The sequence below is a fragment of the Tepidisphaeraceae bacterium genome (genome assembly GCA_035998445.1).
GTDB lineage: Bacteria > Planctomycetota > Phycisphaerae > Tepidisphaerales > Tepidisphaeraceae > DASYHQ01.
Map to the genome: position 1 here is coordinate 1 of DASYHQ010000047.1, position 21,684 is coordinate 21,684.

The following is a 21,684-nucleotide window of genomic DNA, read 5'->3' on the forward strand; positions in this document are numbered from 1 at the left end:
CTTCGGCCACAGCCGGCGCATCAAACTGTGCTACGAGAAGTGCCACGCGCACTTCCAGGCGTTCCACGACCTGACCGCCGCGATGCTCTGTTACACCCGCCTCCGCCACTACCGAAGCGGGTTGTGAAACAGGCTCTAAGCTATTCCCCGAGACTACGCTGGCCGCCGGGATCTCTCTATTCGTGGTGGGGCGATCGCAACGACCAGCTGAAGAAGTGACCTGAAACGTCTGGCCCATCGACGCTGGCAGACCAGCGGTGGGCAGCTCACGCGTGACAGCGAGCAGACCGGTGACGCCGGCCCCGTCATGCGCAGTTAGTGTCCCTAGCTTGCCGTGGAGGATTTAGCGCGACGGCGGATTCTGCTCGCGCCAACAAGATGTCCCGCCCATACATGCGTCTTTCCATGACGCTTCTGCCTACGCGGTTGCGTACGCTTTGAGCCCCGCAGGCTTCAGCGGAGGGTTGCATGGAAATGCCGACGTGTCCGATGTGCGTCATCATCGCGATACGGAACGCAGAACTGGGAGTAGCTCTGCCGCGTGGTCGGGCGGAACCGGGCGTTTGCAGTGCAGCGGATCGTAAGCCCAGGCGAGCGGCCGGTCGTGCCAGACGCACCAGAGGTAAAGCTTGACCACGAGCGCGTCGCTATAGCGAGTGCGTTGTCCCCGCCGCGGGACGGCCCGCGAGGCCGAGATCACGGCGTGACGCACCTGGGTGCCAGGTCGCGCGGCCCATACATGCTCCTTTGTAGTTCGTGTCGCCGAAAATGGTCGGTGTGACGCTGATACTCCGCATCCGAGTACGGCTCCTCGCGAAAGGGGCGGGTCGTATCAACCGCGACGTACCGGCCGGTCACATCCATCGTGCAATGCCAGAGGACATCGCTGTGCCACCGAAGCCGGGCTGGCCGGCCATCGGCGAACACCGAGCGTTTCAGCCGCATCGGCGCCGGCGAGCGTGCGGACGCGGTACTTGCCGCTTTTCAGCGTAGTCGCCGGTTTGGGTGAAGGGGACGTCACGGTCGTTGGTGAAGAACTGGAAGGCCAAGTCCGTCCCGTCCGCCAGCCTCAGGCCGAGTTCTGCGACGGGGATGCGGATCTCCAAGCGGTAGCCCCCCTTGACGGGGCCACCGGAGATCGCGGGCTGGACCTTCTTGTCCTTCCACCCGCCATGACCCACCACCAGCGACCGTGGCTTCTCGTCCTTGGAACCGGCGATGCCGGGGGCGATCAGGACCTGCAGGTATTCGGTCGTGCCGACGCGCGGCGCGACAAACAACTCGATTGAGTCGCCGCGGTGAATCGCGCCCGGCTCGTGCCGTTCGGCGTCCTGCAGAGCTGCGCGTCGGTTGGGATGACGCCGGCCTGCTGCTCTTCGTCGACATGCAGGACATCGCCGCCCTCGTTGCCGGGTACTCCGCGACCACCTTCAAAGCCGAGCTATACCATTTCGGTGAAGGGTCGCGTTCCGACGAGCAAACCGTGCAGCTTGGCTCGGGCGAACAGGTGAAGCTCACGCTTCCCTCGAAGCGCCTGATCGTCGTGCGGATCGAGCCCGCACCGCAACGCCCGCTCGGAACGGGCGGCCAAGCGGGGGATCGAGTTGTCGGTCGTGATACTACCGGAGGCCAAGCTTGGGTTCATCCTACTGCTGGGTCGGTGGGTCGCGGAACGCGGCCTCGCGTTGCTCGCTCGGTTCCGTCGACCGGCAAGAGTCTGCGAGCGGCTGGTGTCGACGCTGAAAGGCATACACCCGATCGCCTTCACCATTGTTATGCTGGCGCAACTCGCCAACTGGAATCAAAGTGCACAACAACCTCTAGGACCGCAGGAATTACTCAGCCAAAGTCGGATGCTATTGTATCCGCGGCGTGCTCAGCTCAGATTACACCCTGTCGTTATGATGGCGGGCGGGCTGTATCCGCTTTTGTATCCGCTAATCGCGGTTATCTGTATCCGCGATGTGACATGCATATCTAGAATTACGCTGTTTTTCCGGTCTGAATCGAGATGCTGTCAAGCGGATTTTTTGGCCTCCGAAGCCGAAGGTTACAGGTTCGACCCCTGTCGGGCACATTGATTTTCCCGCCTTAGATCGCCGCGATTGGCGATCATCCCGTACTGCAGAACTTTCGTTAGGAACCGCAGACCGCTAGATGGTGGCCGTCACCGTCATGCCGGCTTCCCAAGCGTAGCCGTTGCGGAACTCGGCCAGCTTCATCGGGCGCTTGCCTTGCGGTTGCAGTTCGACGATCTCAATCGTTCCGTCGGCAGTCGTGATGTGCCCGCGGCCGTCGATGTTGCCGGGGGCGGACGTGGTCGCACTGGCGTGGGGCAGGGCGCGAACGAGCGTCACTGTGGCGCCGGGCTGGCCGTCACGAGTGGTCAACTGCACGCGACAGCCTGGCCATGGATAGAGCCCGCGGATCGCGCGGGCGACTTCACCCGCGGGCTGGGTGAAGTCGACCTTTGCCAATTCTCGAGACAGCTTTGGCGCCAGCGTGGCCAGTGACTCGTCTTGGGCCTGCTCGGTCGTGCGGCCAGTGGCAAGGTCGGCTAACACTTGCGCGACGAGCGGGGCGCCGTCGATCGCCAGGCGGTCGTGCAGTTCACCGGTGGTCTCCAGGTCGCCGATGGTGACGTGCGATTGGCCGAGGACGGCGCCGGCGTCCATCTTCTGGGCCAGGCGGATGACGGAGTTGCCCGTGATCGTCTCGCCGCGCAGGATTGCCCAATGGATGGGAGCCGCGCCGCGGTACTTCGGCAATAGCGAGGCGTGCAAATTCATGCTGCCCAGGTGGGGGCGATGGATGACGGGGTCGCCGATCTTTTGGCCGAACGCGATCACGACCATGGCGTCGGACTCAACCGGTTGCTCGGCGTTGATGTTCGGCGTAGCGACGACCGGCAGGCCCGCGCCGGCCGCGAAGGCGCCGATGGGCGTCGGCGTCAGCTTGCGACCCCGACCGGCGGGGCGGTCGGGTTGAGTGAAGACGCGCACGATCTCGTGACCGTCGGCGGTCAACCGCTGCAGCGTCGGCAGGCCGAACTCACCACTGCCGGCGAAAATAAGTTTCAGTGGGGGCATGCGTCCTTAAGAGGGGCCGGAACAAATTTGCAGATCGTCATCCTGAGGTTCGCCGAAGGATCTCCTACTTCCCAACGTAAGTACGGGGGAGATCCTTCAGCGTACCTCAGGATGACGAGTTCTCGGCCGCCGTATGGCCGTTTATTTCCGCGTCTGCTTCGTCAATTCCGCGTAATCCTGCTCCATGTCCTTCAGCTTCTTGCGAAATGTGAGTTTGGCAACCGGACCCATACGGTCGGTGAGCATGACGCCGTTGAGGTGGTCGGTTTCGTGTTGCCAGACGCGGGCGACGAAGCCGGTGGCGTCTTCCTCGAAGGGTTTGCCTTCGGCATCCTGGGCGGCCATATGCAGCGTGACGTCGCGCACGACCTGGATGTAGATCGTCGGCAGGCTCAGGCAGCCCTCCTCGTCCTCTTCGGCGCCACTGGCTTCCGAAAGCACGGGGTTGATGTAGACCCGGTCGCCATCCGGTTCGCCTGTAGCGTTCATGACGAATAACCGAAGGTCCACGCCCACCTGCGGGGCGGCCAGTCCCACGCCCTTGGCGGCGCGCATCAAGGTGAACATGCGGTCGACAAGCGCTCGCAAGTCGTCGTCGAACTGCTGCACCGGCTTGGCGATGCGCTTCAGGCGGGGGTCGGGGTACTTGATGATCGTCAGGTGGTCGTACATAGGTTAGGTATGGGCGTCAGAAATGATTTTAGTTATACCATTACGATTTGACAGTGCGTCGTCGCGTCGATTAGAAAACTGTCTTACGGGGAACCTACTATTTAGGTGAAGACGCGAACGCCGTCGTTTGGTGGCGTTCGGCATATCGTGGTCGCAAGTGCTTGTTAGTCAGGATGTGAACGGTGGCTCAGCTTCCCGAAGGGTACAAGGAAATTCCCGAAGAGGATCGTAAGAAGGCCAAGGTCTTCTTCGACCGCGGCAACACCGTTGCCGGCACGGGCAACTACGAGTACGCCATTGAGATGTACCTGCAGGGGCTGGCGATCGACCCCGACGCGGTCGAGGCACACGGGACGCTGCGCGACTTCTCGCTGAAGCGCAAGGCCTCGGGCGGCAAGGGCTTGGGGATGACGGAACGGTGGAAGCTGGCTCGTCCGACCAGCGACGACAAGGCGAACATGCTGAACGCCGAGAAGCTGCTGGCGTACGACCCCGGCAACACCGACGACATGATCCTCATGCTGCAGAACGCGCAGCGGGGCGGGTTCTACGACACCGTCATGTGGCTGGGCCCCATCCTGCAGAAGGCCAACGCCGACAGCAAGAAGCCGGACTTCAACAAGTTCATCATCCTGAAGGACGTCTACAAGGGCCTGCACCAGTGGAAGCACGCGGTCGACGCCGCCCATTATGCCGCCCTGATGAAGCCCGACGACATGGACCTGCACACCGAGGTGAAGCACCTGGCGGCCATGCTGACGATGGACGAGGGCAAGTATGGCTCGTCGCGCAGCTTCCGCGACAGCGTGCGCGACATGAACGCGCAACAGTCGCACCTGGACGCCGACAAGGGCGTGCAGGATCTGGACGCCGTCGGCCGCATGATCGCCGGTGCCGAGCGCGAGCTCGCCGCCGAGCCGGAAGAGGTCGGCAAGCTGATGAAGCTGGTCGACATCCTGGTGAAGACCGAGGACCCGCAGCACGAGAACCGCGCCGTCGAATTGCTGGAGGACGCGCATGCCCGCACCGGGCAGTTCCGCTTCCGCCAGAACATCGGCCGCATCCGCCTGGCGCAGTGGGCGCGCATGGATCGCAGCGAGCGGGCCGAGTACGAGAAGGCCAAAACCGACCCCGCCGCCCGCAAGCGCTACGAGGAGTTCTTCCGCGAGAAGACGATCGAGGAGCTGAAGGAGTACCAGCTGTGGGCGGAAAACTACCCCACCGACAGCGGAATCCGCTTCGACGTCGCCAAACGCATGTTCCTGCTCGGCCAGTTCGACGAGGCGATTCCCGTCTTCCAGCAGGTGCGTAACGATCCGAAGTTCCGCACGGAAGCCGGCATTCTGCTTGGCCGTGCATTCCTGGATGCCCAGTTCGTCGATGAGGCGGTCGACACGCTGTCGTCGGTCATCGGCGAGTACCAGCTGAAGGGCGACGCCCGCTCGATTGACATGCACTACTGGTACGGCCGAGCGCTGGAAGCCCGTAAGGACACCGCCGGCGCGATCAAGGCGTTCAGCCAGGTCGCCCAGTGGAACTTCAACTTCCGCGATGTGCAGTCGCGGATCAAGAGGCTTCGCGCTGCGGCGGCGGGGACGACTTAGGCTTCCCGAAATCCGAATTCGCTAGGACGCTCCGCTCCCCTCTTTCGCCGGGAGAGGGTTAGGCACCGTCTGGCGGATCGCGCGCTGGCGAACCCATGTCATCCCGAAGGGAGCCTAAGGCGACCTGAGGGATCTCCCACTGGCGTGAATCGCTCGTCCTTCGAGATCCCGCAGGTCGCCTTAGGCTCCCTTCGGGATGACAATCAGGCGCAAGGGCACCCACGTTGATCCGTCAGACAGTGGCTCGGGTGAGGGCGCGGTACACGGACGAGCTAAGGGTTCCCATCGATTCAAGGAAATCGCTTGCATTTTTGTAGTCCGGAGAATCTCCGGCTGCGAAACCGCAAGCGAAAGATGATGCTTGCTGCGAGGGATGGGCGATCCGCACCGTCGGGCCCTCACCCCTGCCCTCTCCCGGAGGGAGAGGGGGAGATCGCTCGTTCTTTCCGCGGCTTCCCGCGACCTTGCGTCCGCTTCACAGCTCCAGCCCCACGAACTTCACCAGCCGTTCGACCAAGTCATCCATCGTGTACTCCGCCGCCAAATTCAACGGCAAATAGACGCCGTGGTTGTGGTCGGACGCGATGATCAGGTGCTTGTCGCCGTTCACCGCGTACCCCATCTCCTGCGGTTGGTGCCCGGTAACGATCAGCTTCGCCCCCATTTGCTCCGCGAATATATCTACACCGGCGGGCGTCATGTGACGGCCCCAGATCAGTTGATAAACCGGACCGACGCGCCGCTTGTAATCCGGGCCGCTCAAGGGGCGGTTGAAGACGGTGTAGTCATACTTGGCGATCTGTTCATCGGTCGGCAGGCTGTGCGTGAACAGCAGGCCATTGGCCGTCTTGATCGCCAGCGGGAGCGACAGCAGGAATTCGGTGATCGCCACCGTGACCGACATGCCACCCTGCGGGAAGTCGCGGATGACGCCGGCGTTGAACGCCTCGCAGACGCTGATTCCCGACTTCATGATGCCTTCACCATAGATCTGCGCCAGGTCGTGGTTGGCGAGCAGGAAGTGGATCTGCGACGGGAAGTCACACTTGAGCTTGGCGGCCTCGTAGACCATCTGCCAGCTGTCCTCGGCGCCGGCGGCGTCGTAGTGGTCGCCGTGGATCAGCTCGTGCAGCACGAGGTGCCGCTGGGGGTTGTTGGCCAGGTCGGCGTACTTGATCAGCTTTTCCCAGTTTCGGCGATGATCGTGGATGTCCCCGGTCATCCAGACCTCCCCCTCGGCCGGAAGGTGGACGACCTGCTCGACCCGCAGCGCGTCGATCTGGTTCTCCTCGGTCGCGCAAGCAAACGTCTCAGCTACGGTGTCGGCGGATAGATCCATATGGGTAGTTTACACCAGTTATCGGGCGTTAGGGAAAGTGGGCAGGTAGAAGTGCGAAGCGCAGATCATCGCCGAGCGTACGAACGGTGTTTTTTCTTTGTGACGTTCCAGCGCACACCGTTGTCATCCCGAATGGGAGCGGTAGCGACCTGAGGGATCTCCCACTACCGTAAAATTGCCTGACATTTGAGATCCCTCGGGTCGCTACCGCTCCCCTCGGGATGACATGATTCGCGTTGGTGGAGTCTGTCTGTGGCCCGTCAGGGTGTTCCCAGGAATCCCTCGCCTTTGCTTGACCCTGCCACCCCGAATGTCATACTGATTAAGGTCCGATGTCCAATCCACGCCACCTGATTGCGGCCCTCGTGCTCGTGACGGCGCTGTTCGCCGATCGCGCCGCCGTTGCTGCGCCGTCGCTCAGGCCGGCGGTGATGGAGCAGACGGCCGCGCGGATCATCGATCGGTTGACCGCCCGCGTTCGCCGGGTGGTTCCCGTCGCGATCGTCTACCGGACGCAGGACGCGCCGACGAGCGCGGTTGCCGCGTTTAAGCCGACCGTCCCAACCGCGGTCGAGCCGGTTCGCCGGCCAAGTTCACCGTTTCAGTATCGCCTGCCACCGCCCACCTGCTGAATCCCAGTCTCCGTAATCTGATCGTTGCGCGGGCGCAGTTGCTTGCGCGCAACATCGCCTTTCCATTCCGCAGATTTGAAGTCCGCCATCCGCCATTCCCGGAGTTCCCATGTCCAGCGTTCAGAAGGTCCTGACCAAAGTGTTCGGCAGCCGCAACGACCGTTTGCTGAAGCGTTACCGCAAGATCGTCGCCCAGATCAACGCGCTCGAACCGCAGATGCAGGTGATGACCGACGCGCAGCTGCGCGCCCGGGCCCATGAGATTCGCGCCGGCCTGGTCGCCGGCAAGCTGGAGTCGTACGGCGTGCTGCCTGAGTGCTTGGCGATCATGCGCGAGTCGATGGACCGCCACATCGGCATTCGCGAGATCTTCAACCCCGACCTGAATTTCGACCCCGATAAGTTCGACGACAAGACGCTCGAGGCCTACGACAGCGTTCAGCGGCACATGATTGCCACCGGCGAACCGTGGCAGCGGGTGACGATTCCGGTCGAGGTGTACGAGGGCGTGCGGAAGATGTACCCCGACAGCCGCCCGCCTTTCCGTGCGCGGTGCTTTGACGTGCAGTTGATCGGTGGGCTCGTGCTGTACGAGGGCAAGATCGCCGAAATGGCGACGGGTGAAGGTAAGACGTTCGTCGCGCCGCTGGCCTGCTTCATGCGGGTGATGGAGGGCAACCACGCGCACGTGGTGACGGTGAACGATTACCTCGTCCGCCGCGACGCGACCTGGGTTCGGCCGGCGTTTGAGAACCTCGGCTTTACGGTCGGCTTCATCCAGAGCGACATGGAACCGGGTGGCCCCAACCGTCGGCAGATGTACGAGGCGGACGTCACGTACGGCACGAACAGCGAGTTCGGCTTCGATTACCTGCGCGACAACATGAAGGAGAGCGTGCAGGCCCAGGTGCAGGGCCCGTTGGACTACGCGATCGTCGACGAGGTCGACAGCGCGCTGATCGACGAGGCGAAGACGCCGTTGATCATCAGCGGCGCCGCCCACGACGACGCCCCGAAGTACCGCGCCGCCGACGCCGTGGCGCGGCAGATCCTCGAACTGGCCAAGCCGTGGGTCGCGATCGATCGTCAGGTGGACGCCGCCAAGCGCGGGATCAAGGCCGCCGAGGGTGACGAGGAGAAGGCCAAGGACAAGGCCGCCAAGGAGGCCGCGCGCCAGCGAAAGGCTACCGCCGAGAAGCAATTGGAAGAGGCCGAGGAGAAGAAGGTCGGCCTGACGCAGTACTACGAGGTCGAGTTGGACCGCAAGAGCGTCCACCTCACCCACGACGGCATCGCCGCCGCCCAGGAGGCCGCGGGCGTGGGGTCGTTCTACGTCGGCAACAACATGGAGTGGCCGCACCTCATGGAGCAGGCGCTGCGCGCCCACGTGGTGTACGAGAAGGACAAGGATTACGTCGTCGAGCGCAACCCGCGCACGGGCGACATGGAAGTGGTGATCGTCGACGAGTACACCGGCCGCAAGATGGTCGGGCGGCAGTGGTCGGACGGGCTGCACCAGGCGGTGGAGGCCAAGGAGCGCGTCACGATCAAGCAGGAGACGCAGACGCTGGCGACGATCACGCTGCAGAACTTCTTCAAGCTCTACAAGAGCCTGGCCGGCATGACCGGCACTGCCCAGACCGAGGCCGAGGAGTTCCAGAAGATCTACAAGCTGGAAGTGGTCACCATCCCCACGAACCGCCCGCGCGTGCGCCTTGACGAAGAGGACCGCGTCTACCGCACCGAGGCGGAGAAGTGGAACGCGATCATCGACGAAATCCGCGAGGAGTCGCAGAAGGGCCGGCCGGTGCTGGTGGGCACGACGAGCGTGGAGAAGAGCGAGATGCTCTCGGTGATGTTGAAGCGCAAGCACGGCATCGACCACAACGTGCTCAACGCCAAGTACCACGAGCGCGAGGCGCAGATCATCGCAGAAGCCGGCCAGCAGATCGTCAACGCGCACGGCGAGACGGTGGGCCGCGTGACGATCGCCACGAACATGGCCGGTCGTGGCACGGACATCAAGCTGTTACCGCAGTCGCACACCGCCGGTGGCTTGCATGTAATCGGCACCGAGCGCCACACCAGCCGCCGCATCGACAACCAGCTGCGCGGCCGGTCGGGCCGCCAGGGCGACCCCGGTTCCAGCCGGTTCTACGTGTCGCTGCAGGACGACCTGATGAAGATGTTCATGGGCGACTGGACCATGAAGATGCTCGGCTGGGTCGGCATGGAGGAGAACGTCGCGATCGAGCACAAGTCGATCACGAACGGCATCATCCGCGCGCAGAAGAAGGTCGAGGAGCGCAACTACCTCGGCCGGAAGAACCTGCTGGAGTACGACGAGGTGAACGACCACCAGCGCAACAGCTTCTACGGCATGCGGCAGCGCGTGCTGGAAGGGCGCGACGTCGACGGCGTCATCTGGGGCATGATCGGTGACGCCATTCGCGACGCGGTCGACAAGTACATCACCCGCGACTACGTGGCTGGCCAGATCTCTGAGTGGGCCCGCGTGAACGTCGACGTGGTCGTCGACGTGGAAGACCTGCGCGGCAACCGCAACCTGGCCGACATCGAGGAATTCATTCGCGATAAGGCCCGCAGCGAGGCGGAGACGAACATCCCCGTGCTGCTCGGCGAGTACACGGGTGAAGATGCGAACGACGCGGGCACCTGGGACCTGAAGGGCCTGCAGCAGGCGATCAACGTCGGCTACGGCATCACCATGACGCAGGCGAACATCCGCAAGATGACGCTGCGCGAGCTGGAGGACACCGTGCGCGACGCGGCGATCGCGCAGATCGACAAACGCGAGATGGAGGGCCTGTCGCGCTACCTGGAACCGAAGTTCGCCGAGAACGAGCTGGCCGAGTGGGCCCGCGAGAAGTTCGCGATCGAACTGACCGCCGACGAGCTGATCGCCGACACGCGCGATAACCGCCCGAAGGACGCAGACACGATCGTCGAACTGATCGAGGGACGCGCCCGCGCCGCCTACACCCGCCGCGAGGTGGAATATCCGGTTGACGAGATCCTGACCTACGTCACGCAGGGCCAGAACGTCGCCACGATCGACAATCCCTACGCCGCCGACTTCCTGCGCGGCTGGATCCGTGCCAAGTTCGGCCAACTGCTGGACCAGGAGTACCTGCGCACCGCGCCGATCCGCCAGCTGCGCGACGAGCTGATCGGCTATCAGGAGCAGTACCTGCATGACGGTAAGCTGGAGGCGGAGATCGACGCGATGGTGAAGGTGCACCCGGAGAAGGCCGCGCTCATCCACGCGTTCAACGACCGCTTCGGCCTGGGTTTGACCGAGAAGGACCTGGACCCGAAGGTGGCCATGAGCACCGCCAAGGGGCGTCGCGGCGATTTGCCGAAGGACACGGACCACGACGGGCAGATCAGCCCGCGCGAGATCTTGATGTCGAAGGCGCGCGGCTTCCTGCGCGGCGAGCTGACGCGGCTGGAACAGTTCGTCCTCATCCAGATCTTCGACCAGATGTGGAAGGACCACCTGTACGCGATGGACACGCTCAAGAGCGGCATCGGCCTGCACGCGTTCGCCGAGAAGGACCCGCGCGTGCTCTTCAAGAAGGAAGGCTTCCGTTACTTCGAAGAGATGATGGCGAGCATCCGCGACAAGGTCACCGACCTGATCTTCCGCGCCCGTGTCGGTGGTTCACCAGCCGAGCAGGCCCAACCGCGCAATGCGTACCGCGAGACCGCCGCCGTGCACCAGGAAGGCGATAACTACGGCGTGACCGAATCCCTCGCCGCCACCGCGACGGCAGAAGCGCCCGCGGTGCTGGCCGAGGGCAGTGGCGAGTACGCGGAAGGCAGCGCCAGCGGTGGCGCGACCGTGGTAAAAACCATCGTCCGCGACGAGCCCAAGGTCGGCCGCAACGATCCCTGCCCGTGCGGTAGTGGCAAGAAGTACAAGAAGTGCTGCGGTGAGCACGCGGCGTAATGCGCAACGCTGGCGCGGCGCACCCGTGTCATCCCGATGGGAGGCTTGCCGACCTGAGGGATCTCGAACGTCCGAGCGATTCTCGGCCTTGCGAGATCCCCCGGGTCGTCCAGCGTTTCCAAAGGCGACACCCTTCATCCTGAGGTACTCCGAAGGATCTCTTTCTTCTCAAGGCAATTGCGGGGGGAGATCCTTCGGAGTACCTCAGGATGACCGATTGTGCTTGCGCAGGCCATGCTTGTGCCCGCACGCCGCGCGGCTCACTGAGAGGCCAACAGCTGACCTGCTGCGTGAATCGCCCGCTGCGTGTATCATCCCTCGCCTTATGGCCAAGAACATCAAGCCTCGCAGTGAAGACTACGCGCAGTGGTACCTCGACGTGATCAAGGCCGCGCAGCTGGCGGATTATTCGCCGGTGCGTGGGTGCATGGTCATTCGGCCGGAAGGGTTCGCCGTCTGGGAGGCCATTCAGCGCGACCTCGATCGGCGGTTCAAGGAGACCGGCCACGTCAACGCGTACTTCCCGCTGCTGATACCGCAGTCGTTCCTGGCCAAGGAGGCGCAGCACGTCGAGGGGTTCGCGATGGAGTGCGCGGTCGTCACGCACTCGAAGCTTGAAAAGGACCCGGACAAGCCCGGCACGTTGCGCCCGGCCGGCGAGTTGGAAGAACCATTGGTCGTGCGGCCGACGAGCGAGACGATCATCGGCCACATGTACGCGCAGTGGATCCAGAGCTACCGCGACCTGCCCGTGCTGATCAACCAGTGGTGCAACGTGATGCGGTGGGAACTGCGCACGCGCCTGTTCCTGCGCACGGCCGAGTTTTTGTGGCAGGAAGGGCACACCGCCCACGAGACCGGCGAGCAGGCGCAGGAGGAGACGCTGCGCATGCTCGACGTGTACGAGCGCTTCGCCGAAGACTTTTTGGCCATCCCGGTCATCAAGGGCTACAAGACCGAGAGCGAGAAGTTCCCCGGCGCCGACACGACGTACGCCATCGAAGCCCTCATGCAGGACGGCAAGGCCCTGCAGGCCGGCACCAGCCATAACCTTGGTCAGAACTTCGCCAAGGCGTTCGACATCAAGTACCTCGGGCGCGATCAGCAGCAGGCGCACTGCCACACGACCAGTTGGGGCGTTAGCACGCGTTTGATCGGCGCGATGATCATGGCGCACAGCGACGACGAGGGCCTCATCATCCCGCCGCATGCCGCGCCGAACGTGGCGGCGATCGTGCCGATCTTCAAGACGCCGGAAGAACGCGAGACCGTGGCCGGCTTTATCGACAAGATCCTGGTCGAACTCGTCGGCCAGACCGAGGTGGAGGCCGCGAAGAAGCGGGCCAGTTCGGACATCGCCAGCTACTTCTTCGACAAGGTGACCGGCCAGAAGATCGTCGTCGACTGGCGCGATGCACGGCCCGGCGACAAGCAGTACCACTGGGAACAGCGCGGCGTGCCGTTCCGCATGGAGGTTGGCCCGCGCGACGTGGCGGGGGGCGTGTTCGTGCTGAAGCATCGGCTGGACCGCTCGAAAGCCATCACGAATCTCACCGATGTCTCGCCCGACTGGCTGCGCGGTTTGCTGGCCGACATGCACACGAAGTTGTTCGGCCGCGCCAAGGCGTTCCGCGATGCCAACACGCACACGGCCACCACGTACGACGAGCTGAAGTCGATCATCGCGGGCAAGGGTGGCTTCGTCCGCTGCTTCTTCAAGCCCGGCCGCGAGGCGGAGCAGAAGATCAAGGAAGAAACGAAGGCGACCGTCCGCTGCGTGCCGCTCGAGCAGACAGGCGAGACCGGCAAGTGCATCTTCACCGGTGAAGAGACCAACGTGCAGGTACTGTTCGCGACGGCGTATTAGTCGGGTGTCCGCAATGACCAATGCCCAAACCCGAATGACCAATCAAATCCCAATGACGAATGACCAATGACCAATGACCTTGCATCCCTTTGGTCATTGGTGATTGGGCATTCATTGGTCATTCGGATTTGGGTATTGGTCATTCCCAATGCGCCCACCCCACGTCACCGTAAACAAAATGTCCGCCGACGTGCCCATCTCGTACTGCGACTATCCCTCCATTCCACCGCCGGTGCGCGTGAGCCTGACGTTGTTGCCGGAGCACCAATGTCCGTACCTGCCGGACCGGATGGCGCAGTACCGCGGCTGCCGGGCCGACTTGTTGCCGCCGGAGCTATACCGGCGGTTCATGGATGCCAATTTCCGTCGCAGCGGCACGGTGCTGTACCAGCCGGTGTGCCGTGGGTGCCGGTTGTGCATTCAGCTGCGCGTGCCGGTGGCGCGCTTCCAACCCAGCAAGTCGCAGCGGCGCTGCGGGCGGCGGAACGCCGATCTGCGCGTTGAGGTGGCGGTGCCAAAATTGACCGACGAGAAGTTCGATTTGTACCGCCGGTACGTGCTCGACTGGCACGGCCAACCCACCGAGGAACCGACGGGCGAGGACCTCGAACGCTTCCTGTACGAACCCTGCACCGAGACGCGCGAGTTCACCTACCGCGACGCCGCGGGGCAGCTGATGGCAGTCGGCATCTGCGACGTGAGCGACGCCTCGCTCAGCAGCGTCTACTTCTACTTCGACCCGCGCCACGCGGCCCGCGGGCTCGGCACGTACGGCGCGCTGTACGAATTGGCGTGGGCCGCCGAGCGCAACGTGCAACACTATTACCTCGGCTACTGGGTTGCAGGATGCACTACAATGCACTACAAAATGTCATACGCGCCGGCGGAGTTGCTGGGCGCAGATGGACGGTGGCGTGACGCGGCGCCGGGACGGGCTTGAGGTTGATCCTGACCGCGGTTGCGGTTACTTATTTTCCCTACGGATGTCCGAACGAAGTTGTTGCCGCGTTTCGGCGATTCGTCACGACCGCTACGCATTCCGGGGATCAATCGGCGGCGGATCAGCATGACACAGGACGCCGTTAACTCTACGGTAAAGAAGTTGAAGATCTTAGTTGTTGAAGATCACGCCCCGACCCGACTCGCGATGACTCGCCTCATCCGGCAGGCCGGCGCCGACGTGCAGAGCGCCCGCGACGGTGAAGAGGCGCTGGGGTTCCTGCTCACCCAGCGGTTCGACGTGCTGCTGACCGACCTGCGCATGCCCGTCATGGACGGCTTCGAGCTGCTGCACCACGCGATGAAACTCCCCGAAAGCCACCGCCCCAAGCGCGTGATCGCGATCTCCGGCGAGTACGGCGCCGGCGCCCTGCACGGCCAACCCGTCTCGTTTCTCGCCAAGCCCTTCAACCTCGACGTGCTGCTGGAAATGCTCAGCGGCAAGCCGAACTAGAAGCATTCCCACGACCGCGTCTATTGATCCGTCAGCCTGCTCACGGGGCCCGATGCCTACGGGCAAGGTCATGGCTCGATCTGCCTCGCGATAGACCTTCTGTAGCGGTCGCCGCGGGAATACCCGCGGGGCAAACTAACGTAAATCGGACCTCTCAGCCGATGACATGGACAAGCATCAATGCGCGTTTGCGCGCGCAGGGTGCAAGGCGAACGTACAACGCGCGAGCACACACTATGGCAATGCCTTCGCTGGACGATGTGGGAATCAACGATGAGTCGTTCAAATCGCTCGCCTGTTCAGGCCAGCGCGACGCGGCCGACCGGCGCGCGCGCGGGCAACTGGGGCTGGCGCTGAGCGACATGGCCGTCACGCACATCATGGCGGGTCGCCGCGACGAGGCGCTGCGCATCCTGCGTCAGGCGGGCGACCTGGCGCCGCACGAGCAGCTGGTTTTCCACAACCTGCTGGCCACTTTGAGCGGCGGCAAGCTGCTGCGCGACGGCGAGTTGACGACGCTCAAGCATCGGCTGATCGATCTGCTGCCACAGACCACCTGGGCGGCCGACTACCGCCCGCTGTTGTTCCTGCCGCGATTTCTGAACCTCGAGTTCGTGTCGGGCAAGTGCAACCTGCATTGCCGCATGTGCGTCGGCGTGCAGGACGAGAAGTACCCGAACAAGTTTGAGGCGATGCCCGTTGAGGCGTTCGAGAGCATCCTGCTGGCCGCCCCGACCATCAGTGGCATCACGCTCAGTTCCGGCAACAGCGACCCGCTGCTGCACCCGCACATCGAGCGGGTGGTGCGGTTCAGCAAGGAGCACGATGTCCGGCTGGACATCTACACGAACGGGCACCCGCTGACCGAGGCGCGCGCCAAGCTGTTCGTCGAGACCGGCGCGGTGCAGATGCTGAACGTCTCGCTGGACGCCGCCACGCCCGAGATGTATCGAAAGATTCGCGGGGCGGACCTCGGGCGCGTGCTGAAGAACGTCGAGCGCCTGCAGCAACTGAAGAGCGCCGCCGGCGCGGGGCTGCCGTGGTTGTCGCTGTCGATCGTCGCGATGGCCGACAACATCCACGAGCTGCCGGCGTTCGTGCGCATGGCCGCTGAGTTGGGGGCGGGTCGCGTGAACATCGAGGATCTGATCGGCTGGGAAGATCGCAAGAGCGACAACCGCCATGCCACCGACAACCCGGCCTGCGCCGACCTGCTGCGCGAGTCGGTGGAACTGGCGGCGCAACTGAAGGTGAAGATCTTCGTGCCCGAAGGCCTTCGCCGGGTGATGGAAGCGTCGCAGCGGGTCGCGGCAACCGCAGGTTCGACCGTGCCGGTCGCCACCAGCGTTGCCGACCCAGCGGCGCAGGAACTGCAGAGCTGCTCGTGGGCCGAGGGGCTTTACGTGAATGGTGACGCGTCGATCAGCCCCTGCTGCATGGTGCACGACGTCGCCGACATGGGTTCGGTGAACGATGGGCCGCTGCAGGAGAACGCGAAGTACAATAAGGTGAAGGAGCTGCTGTTCAGCGGCAAGGTCTTCAACGACTGCACCGGCCGGCCATGCGAATACGTGCAGCAACAGAAGGCGCTTGGCATCCCGTTGAACTACATTACCGACGCCGACCTCGGCGACCTGTTGCCACGCCGCAAGCGCGCTGTCGCACCGGTTGAGCTGACGGTGAATGGGCTGCGCCCGTCCGCGAGTGCAGCGGCGTAGATGCTGAAGCGTGTCGTGAAGCAGCGCCTCGAGATATCACGGAAGGTGCTCTTAGAGCGTGCTATGCACTTTCCAGTTCAGAAACTGGATTGGGTGTTACCGTTTGGTACTCCAAGCCGTGCTGAAAACGCAGGACACGGCTTGGAGTACCAAACCGTGGCATCCAGCGCCCTCATGCCTGCGTTACTGACCCCGAAAGTGCGAACACACGCTCTTAAGGCGAACGACGATTGAAGTCCGGCCCCCCCTGTGGACCGAACCTCGGTACAACGGGTCACGCAACGAAATCTCCGTGATGTGATGACGTAGGCTTCCTTGAGCCGGCCAAGTCGCTTGGGCAACCCTGCCAACGAATGCTACGTCACCACGCGGGTGCTTTAGTTCATGTAGCTACGCAGCACGCCGATGACCACGCCCTGCACGCGGACCTGGTCAGCCGGCAGCACGCGGGGCTCCATCGTGTGGTTGGCAGGTTGCAGGCGCACGCGGTTGCCCGGCTCCTTGTACCAGCGCTTCAGCGTGGCCTCACCGGAATCCAGCAGCGCCACGACCTGCTCGCCGTTGCGGGCGGACTCACGGCGTTCGATGACGACGTAGTCGCCGTCGCACAGGTGATCTTCGATCATGCTCTCGCCACGCACGCGCAGGACGTACACGCCCGCCTTGGCGCTGAACATCTCTTCCAGGTCCAGCTCTTCCCGGTTTTCCACGGCTTCGATTGGGGAACCGGCAGCGATGTTGCCCAAAAGGGGCAGCTTCGTGCTGCGATTCTCGTCGGGCAGGCGTTCATCGGAGACCAGCTCCAGCGAGCGGGCCTTGTGCTTGTCTCGCCGAAGGACGCGCTTCTTCTCCAAGGCGCCGACGTGCTCAAAGATGGTCACCTTGCTCGTGCCCAACTGGTCGGCCAATTCCTGCATGGTGGGGGCGTAACCGTGAATGTGGCGATAATTCCGGATCGCGACAACGACGTCGAGCTGGCGAGGAGTGAGATTCATGGTTCGATATCCTTTTCGACCAATCCACCGGGCTCAGCGAACCCGTTTGGCGGCTGTTTGCTTGAACACTACCCTAACAGTGGGGCGGGGTCAAGCGCGAATGTTGAATTCGCTGTAGCAAGTTTCCTTTGGCGGGTGAGATTATCGGGCACGCCTGGTGACAAAAGTCGGGTGGGGCTGTTCGCCGATGAATAGAGCACATGGATCTCACAGCCGTCATGTCGGGCATTCAGACCTCAAAGGTCAACAGCCAGATCAACATCGCCGTGGCGAAGAAGATGCTGGACGTGCAGAAGCAGGCGGGGGCGAACGTGCTCCAAATGCTGCAGGCCGCCACGACTGGTCCTGCCGCCGCGGGCGACGCGCTGGTGGCGGCGGCGACGGGACTCGGTGGCACGATCGACGCGTACGCGTAAAGGCGACGTGCCGAGAGGTTAGGACGGTTAAACCACTGGATAGCGTCCTCACGTTCAGCCGCGAGCTTGCTCGCGGTGGGGCACGAAAGTCATCGCGAGCAAGCTTGCGGCTAGACGACGTTATGCTTGAAGGTATATGGGTCTAGCGGTGGGGCAGGACGCGTAGCGGTCACAATGCTGCGTCTGAATCAATAAAAACGGCGGCGGGCCCGGTGGGGTCCGCCGCCGATTGTATTTGTTGCGGCCGCTTGTAAGCCGAGTTTTGTTCCCACCAGTGAAGGTGGGGGCCATCATTTCTCTGGGACGCCCGTCACCGGGCGCCTCAAGCAACCTACCCGCGGATCGTCCCGATGAACTTTCGCTCATCGGGCTTGCCGGCCCAGGCGGGGCCTGTCCGCATATTTGGTCTTGCTGCCGATGGGGTTTGCCATGCCACCGATGTCACCATCGGCGCGGTGCGCTCTTACCGCACCATTTCACCCTTGCCTGTGCGGTAGCCTTCTGAGGCGTAAACCTCAGGCGCAACTTCCGTCATCGGCGGTATCTTTCTGTTGCACTTTCCGTCGGATTGCTCCGCCTTGGCGTTACCAAGCATCGTGCCTTGTGCAGTTCGGACTTTCCTCACCGGGCGCAAGGCCCGGCGCGATCGCCACCACAGCCGCAACGAGCGGATTGTATCAGATTGGGGGCGACGGGGCGCGGCGGGTTGAGTTGATCTGAAGTGGAGAGTCGGTGTTTTAAATCCGGAGGAAGACCACCGGCAAGCCGGCGGCTATATGGGAATCAGAACGATCTACCCCTCATTCTTCCTTGGCTTTCTCGGCGTCCTTGGCGGTTCATCCTTCTTCATCCCAACCACCAATCGATTTGCACCGTGGCCCAACGGCGGTATCGTGGTCCGTCTCGCAACGGAGCTTCATGGCGGTTCGGCGGACACAGCATGCGGACGAGGCCAAAGCGGGCGCACGGTCCACGCCGTCCGCCTTACCCACGCCCGGCAAGCCGGCCAAGCCACCGTTGCCCGCCATCGACGAGCCGGGCGACCTCCAGCCGATCGCGCTCGGTCGCGCCAGTGATGAAGACCTGATGCGCCGCACGCAGATGGGCGATCGCCAGGCCTACAGCCTGCTCTACGAGCGGTACAACGCGTCCGTGCTGTCGTACCTTTACCGCATGCTCGGCAACGCGGAAGACGTCGAGTCGATCGGCCAGGAAGTCTTCCTTCGCGCGTTCCGCTTTGCCCCCACGTACAAGTACCCGGCTAAGCTCTCGACCTGGCTGTTCACCATCACGCGCAATCTCGCGATTAACCACGCCCGCAGGCGCAAGCGCAGCCCGGTGCGAAACGTGACCGAGCTAAACTTAGAGGGTCACGATGCGTCGGGCGACCCATATCAGGTCGCGACGCGGGCCACGGATGATGTCGAAAAACAGGAAGAAATCGTGCGCGTCCTGACGGCCCTCGACGATCTGCCCAGCGATCAGAAAGAGGTGATCGTCATGGGCGTCTTCCAGGATCTGAGCTACGCCGAGATGGAAGAGATCACCGGCACCAAGGCCGTCACGCTTCGCTCGCGCATGTTCCACGGCCTGAAACGGCTGGCGAAGATGGCGGGTGGGGAGGGGAATGACCAAGCCCCAATGCCAAACAAATGACCGAGTGCCAACGTCCAAGGCCGTGCGATGACTGGCCAGATTGTCTGCTTGCTACGATATCGAGATTGAACCGCCAAGGACGCCAAGAACGCCACGAACGCGAAGTAGGAAAAGGATCAATCTCCTTGGCGTCCCGGCCGTTCCAACGTCCTTGAACTCCAGCGATCCTTGAACCGAATAAAATGGCCGAAGACCTCGACACCACCGCCGACCCGTTCCTGCAATTGCTGACCGACGCGCTGCGCGCTGGGCCGGGCAGTCCGGAATGGCATCAGGCGACGACGAAGCTCCGTCGCGACGGCATCGAGGGCAACAACGAGCACGCGATGCTGATCGCGGTGCGCGAGCACCTGGCCAGCGGCAAGGACTACCGGACCGTTCGCGCCGGGCCCGGGTTCACGCGACGGTTGATGGAGCGGTTGGATGAGGAACCGGTCGGCCAGCGCCGCACGCTGCCGTTGGCCACGCTGATGGCAGCAGTGGGGGCGGCAACGCTCGCGTTGTTCTTCGTCGGGCTGTTCGTCCTTATGCTGCGCGGGGGTGGAGGGGACGCGACGGCGGAACTGGCGGGGCTGCGCAACAGCGCGTTTACGCAAACCATTTCGTCGGCGTCGTTCGATGGTGAAATTCCGATTGGCTGGACCGGGGACCGCGCGATGTTCGACGCCAGCGCCGGCCTGCGACCGGCGGCCACCCGGCCGGCGGCGAACCTCAGCATGCAGGTGCTGGCCGACCCGGTCATCGCCGCCGATGGTTCGGCCGCGTTCGAGGTGCTGCTGCGACCGCCGACCGACCCCAACACGATCGTGCAGATCTTCGTCACCGACTCGGCCGGCGCCGCGGAATCCGGGCAAATGCCTCCCGGGCTCCTCTGGGTGCTGCAGGGTGGCGACGGTCGCGTCGCGCTGCCCAGCGGCCGCCTGTCCGGTGGTGCCAGCACGTTCCCCACGACGCCCGTTGGCACGCTGGTGCGCCTCGTCGTCGGGCCGCGCAGCGCCATCATCTCGGTGGGCGATCGCGAACTGTTCGCCGCCGAGCACGGCTTGTCGGACGATGCCAACCGGCGGTTCGGCGTGCGCTTCCTGACCCGCGGCGGTCCCGGCAAAGATGACGGCGCGATCCTGTCGGCCCGGGTGTTAAAGCCATAACCTGCCCGTGCCGCGTCTTCGCTGTGTTCTTCCAGCCATCTAGCGGTACCATCTGCCGTTGATGTCTTCCTCCATCTTCAACTCCAGCGATGTCGATTCCGCCACCGCAGCCGGTGAGAACGACCTGGCCGCCGCCAAGTACCTCGGTGAAGCCTATCACCGCGTTGAAGCGGAACTGTCGAAGGTCATCGTGGGCCAGCAGCGCGTGATCGAGGAGTTGCTGATCGCCATCTTCGCGCGCGGCCACTGCCTGATGCAGGGCGTGCCGGGGCTCGCCAAGACCCTGTTGATCTCGACGCTGTCGCAGACGATGGATTTGTCGTTCCAGCGCATTCAGTTCACGCCCGACCTCATGCCGTCGGACATCACCGGCACCGACATCCTGCAGGAGGATGCCGACACCGGCCGCCGGCGGTTCGAGTTTCAGAAGGGGCCGATCTTCGCGAACCTGCTGCTGGCCGACGAGATCAACCGCACGCCCCCCAAGACGCAGGCGGCGCTGTTGCAGGCGATGCAGGAGCGTCAGGTGACGGCCGGCAGTCACACGTTCTCACTTCCCGATCCGTTCTTCGTGCTGGCGACGCAGAACCCGATCGAGCAGGAGGGTACGTACCCGCTGCCCGAGGCGCAGCTGGACCGTTTCATGTTCATGGTCACCGTGACCTACCCGACGCGCGAGGACGAGCTGGAGGTGCTGAAGCGCACGACCGGCGACGTGCGCACGAGCGTGGCGAAGGTGATCGACGCCGCCCACGTGCTGCAACTGCAGTCGATCGTCCGGCGGGTGCCAGTGGGCGATCCGGTCTATCACTTCGCGCTCGACATCGTCCGCGCCACGCGGCCCAACGAGCCCACCGCCAGCGATTTCGTCCGCCATTGGCTGTCGTGGGGCGCCGGCCCGCGTGCGGGGCAGTACCTGATTCTCGCGGGCAAGGCGCGGGCGCTCATCCGCGGGCGTTTGTTCGTCACGATCGAGGACATCGAGGCGGTCGCCGCCCCGGTCTTGCGGCACCGCATCGTGCCGAACTTCAACGCCGAGGCCGAGGGGGTCAGCGTCGAGCAGATCATCGAGAAAATCCTGACCCTCGTGCCGCGCGGCAAGGGCGAGCGGTTGTTGTAGGG

Annotated in this window: 17 protein-coding genes and 1 other RNA gene; 11 read left to right on the forward strand and 7 right to left on the reverse strand. The window is 63.6% G+C overall.

What is annotated here, in order from left to right; translation table 11 throughout:
* Nucleotides 1-935: 935 nt before the first annotated feature.
* The 4 genes from VGN72_17580 to def all read right to left on the reverse strand — a co-directional run bounded on the left by VGN72_17580 (nucleotide 936) and on the right by def (nucleotide 3,761).
* Nucleotides 936-1,280: a hypothetical protein gene (locus VGN72_17580; protein HEV7301182.1), complete on the reverse strand. Its 345-nt coding sequence runs from the start codon at nucleotides 1,278-1,280 to the stop codon at nucleotides 936-938.
* 161 nt (nucleotides 1,281-1,441) lie between these two features.
* Nucleotides 1,442-1,633, reverse strand: a complete 192-nt coding sequence (locus VGN72_17585; GenBank protein HEV7301183.1) for a hypothetical protein — start codon at nucleotides 1,631-1,633, stop codon at nucleotides 1,442-1,444.
* 520 nt (nucleotides 1,634-2,153) lie between these two features.
* Entirely contained in the window at nucleotides 2,154-3,089 is a 936-nt protein-coding gene (fmt, locus tag VGN72_17590; protein ID HEV7301184.1) for a methionyl-tRNA formyltransferase, read from the reverse strand.
* 141 nt (nucleotides 3,090-3,230) lie between these two features.
* A complete protein-coding gene (gene def, locus VGN72_17595) occupies nucleotides 3,231-3,761 on the reverse strand; it encodes a peptide deformylase (protein ID HEV7301185.1) in 531 nt (176 codons plus the stop codon).
* Between the two features lie 182 nt (nucleotides 3,762-3,943).
* On the opposite strand from def, the gene VGN72_17600 reads away from it, so the two are divergent.
* Nucleotides 3,944-5,365: a tetratricopeptide repeat protein gene (locus VGN72_17600; GenBank protein ID HEV7301186.1), complete on the forward strand. Its 1,422-nt coding sequence runs from the start codon at nucleotides 3,944-3,946 to the stop codon at nucleotides 5,363-5,365.
* Nucleotides 5,366-5,840: 475 nt separating this feature from the next.
* Here VGN72_17600 and VGN72_17605 read toward each other — a convergent pair whose 3' ends face one another.
* The gene (locus tag VGN72_17605) at nucleotides 5,841-6,704 is read right to left on the reverse strand and encodes a metallophosphoesterase (GenBank protein HEV7301187.1); all 864 of its coding nucleotides are present in this window, start codon (nucleotides 6,702-6,704) and stop codon (nucleotides 5,841-5,843) included.
* Nucleotides 6,705-7,036: 332 nt separating this feature from the next.
* Here VGN72_17605 and VGN72_17610 point away from each other — a divergent pair, with 332 nt between their 5' ends.
* From VGN72_17610 to VGN72_17635, 6 genes are all read left to right on the forward strand, one after another.
* Entirely contained in the window at nucleotides 7,037-7,336 is a 300-nt protein-coding gene (locus VGN72_17610) for a hypothetical protein (GenBank protein ID HEV7301188.1), read from the forward strand.
* Nucleotides 7,337-7,445: 109 nt separating this feature from the next.
* Nucleotides 7,446-11,309 carry an SEC-C metal-binding domain-containing protein gene (locus VGN72_17615; GenBank protein HEV7301189.1) on the forward strand — a complete coding sequence of 1,288 codons (3,864 nt, stop codon included), beginning with the start codon at nucleotides 7,446-7,448 and terminating at the stop codon, nucleotides 11,307-11,309.
* A 325-nt stretch (nucleotides 11,310-11,634) separates the two neighbouring features.
* Nucleotides 11,635-13,176: a proline--tRNA ligase gene (proS, locus tag VGN72_17620; GenBank protein HEV7301190.1), complete on the forward strand. Its 1,542-nt coding sequence runs from the start codon at nucleotides 11,635-11,637 to the stop codon at nucleotides 13,174-13,176.
* 178 nt (nucleotides 13,177-13,354) lie between these two features.
* Nucleotides 13,355-14,116: an arginyltransferase gene (locus VGN72_17625; GenBank protein HEV7301191.1), complete on the forward strand. Its 762-nt coding sequence runs from the start codon at nucleotides 13,355-13,357 to the stop codon at nucleotides 14,114-14,116.
* 126 nt (nucleotides 14,117-14,242) lie between these two features.
* Nucleotides 14,243-14,629, forward strand: coding sequence for a response regulator (locus VGN72_17630; protein HEV7301192.1), 387 nt, complete (start codon nucleotides 14,243-14,245; stop codon nucleotides 14,627-14,629).
* A gap of 236 nt (nucleotides 14,630-14,865) precedes the next feature.
* On the forward strand, nucleotides 14,866-16,347 hold the full coding sequence (locus VGN72_17635; GenBank protein ID HEV7301193.1) for a radical SAM protein: 1,482 nt from the start codon (nucleotides 14,866-14,868) through the stop codon (nucleotides 16,345-16,347).
* A 377-nt stretch (nucleotides 16,348-16,724) separates the two neighbouring features.
* Here VGN72_17635 and lexA read toward each other — a convergent pair whose 3' ends face one another.
* On the reverse strand, nucleotides 16,725-17,342 hold the full coding sequence (gene lexA / locus VGN72_17640) for a transcriptional repressor LexA (GenBank protein ID HEV7301194.1): 618 nt from the start codon (nucleotides 17,340-17,342) through the stop codon (nucleotides 16,725-16,727).
* Between the two features lie 200 nt (nucleotides 17,343-17,542).
* Between lexA and VGN72_17645 the strand changes: the two genes are divergently transcribed.
* Nucleotides 17,543-17,758, forward strand: a complete 216-nt coding sequence (locus tag VGN72_17645) for a putative motility protein (protein HEV7301195.1) — start codon at nucleotides 17,543-17,545, stop codon at nucleotides 17,756-17,758.
* Between the two features lie 235 nt (nucleotides 17,759-17,993).
* On the opposite strand, the gene rnpB is transcribed toward VGN72_17645, so the two are convergent.
* Nucleotides 17,994-18,421, reverse strand: an RNA gene (gene rnpB, locus VGN72_17650) — RNase P RNA component class A.
* Between the two features lie 255 nt (nucleotides 18,422-18,676).
* Here rnpB and VGN72_17655 point away from each other — a divergent pair.
* The 3 genes from VGN72_17655 (at nucleotide 18,677) to VGN72_17665 (ending at nucleotide 21,682) form a co-directional block, all read left to right on the forward strand.
* On the forward strand, nucleotides 18,677-19,414 hold the full coding sequence (locus VGN72_17655; GenBank protein HEV7301196.1) for a sigma-70 family RNA polymerase sigma factor: 738 nt from the start codon (nucleotides 18,677-18,679) through the stop codon (nucleotides 19,412-19,414).
* A 182-nt stretch (nucleotides 19,415-19,596) separates the two neighbouring features.
* On the forward strand, nucleotides 19,597-20,562 hold the full coding sequence (locus VGN72_17660; protein HEV7301197.1) for a hypothetical protein: 966 nt from the start codon (nucleotides 19,597-19,599) through the stop codon (nucleotides 20,560-20,562).
* Between the two features lie 61 nt (nucleotides 20,563-20,623).
* Nucleotides 20,624-21,682, forward strand: coding sequence for a MoxR family ATPase (locus VGN72_17665; protein ID HEV7301198.1), 1,059 nt, complete (start codon nucleotides 20,624-20,626; stop codon nucleotides 21,680-21,682).
* Nucleotides 21,683-21,684 lie beyond the last annotated feature (2 nt).

What these genes read in the sequence shown, in the direction of transcription:
- fmt (HEV7301184.1), bottom strand. Translation starts at nt 3,089, where the DNA reads ATGCCCCCACTGAAACTTATTTTCGCCGGCAGTGGTGAGTTCGGCCTG.
- def (HEV7301185.1), bottom strand. Translation starts at nt 3,761, where the DNA reads ATGTACGACCACCTGACGATCATCAAGTACCCCGACCCCCGCCTGAAG.
- VGN72_17605 (HEV7301187.1), bottom strand. Translation starts at nt 6,704, where the DNA reads ATGGATCTATCCGCCGACACCGTAGCTGAGACGTTTGCTTGCGCGACC.
- VGN72_17610 (HEV7301188.1), top strand. Translation starts at nt 7,037, where the DNA reads ATGTCCAATCCACGCCACCTGATTGCGGCCCTCGTGCTCGTGACGGCG.
- VGN72_17615 (HEV7301189.1), top strand. Translation starts at nt 7,446, where the DNA reads ATGTCCAGCGTTCAGAAGGTCCTGACCAAAGTGTTCGGCAGCCGCAAC.
- proS (HEV7301190.1), top strand. Translation starts at nt 11,635, where the DNA reads ATGGCCAAGAACATCAAGCCTCGCAGTGAAGACTACGCGCAGTGGTAC.
- VGN72_17625 (HEV7301191.1), top strand. Translation starts at nt 13,355, where the DNA reads ATGTCCGCCGACGTGCCCATCTCGTACTGCGACTATCCCTCCATTCCA.
- VGN72_17630 (HEV7301192.1), top strand. Translation starts at nt 14,243, where the DNA reads ATGACACAGGACGCCGTTAACTCTACGGTAAAGAAGTTGAAGATCTTA.
- VGN72_17635 (HEV7301193.1), top strand. Translation starts at nt 14,866, where the DNA reads ATGGCAATGCCTTCGCTGGACGATGTGGGAATCAACGATGAGTCGTTC.
- lexA (HEV7301194.1), bottom strand. Translation starts at nt 17,342, where the DNA reads ATGAATCTCACTCCTCGCCAGCTCGACGTCGTTGTCGCGATCCGGAAT.
- VGN72_17645 (HEV7301195.1), top strand. Translation starts at nt 17,543, where the DNA reads ATGGATCTCACAGCCGTCATGTCGGGCATTCAGACCTCAAAGGTCAAC.
- VGN72_17655 (HEV7301196.1), top strand. Translation starts at nt 18,677, where the DNA reads ATGGCGGTTCGGCGGACACAGCATGCGGACGAGGCCAAAGCGGGCGCA.
- VGN72_17660 (HEV7301197.1), top strand. Translation starts at nt 19,597, where the DNA reads ATGGCCGAAGACCTCGACACCACCGCCGACCCGTTCCTGCAATTGCTG.
- VGN72_17665 (HEV7301198.1), top strand. Translation starts at nt 20,624, where the DNA reads ATGTCTTCCTCCATCTTCAACTCCAGCGATGTCGATTCCGCCACCGCA.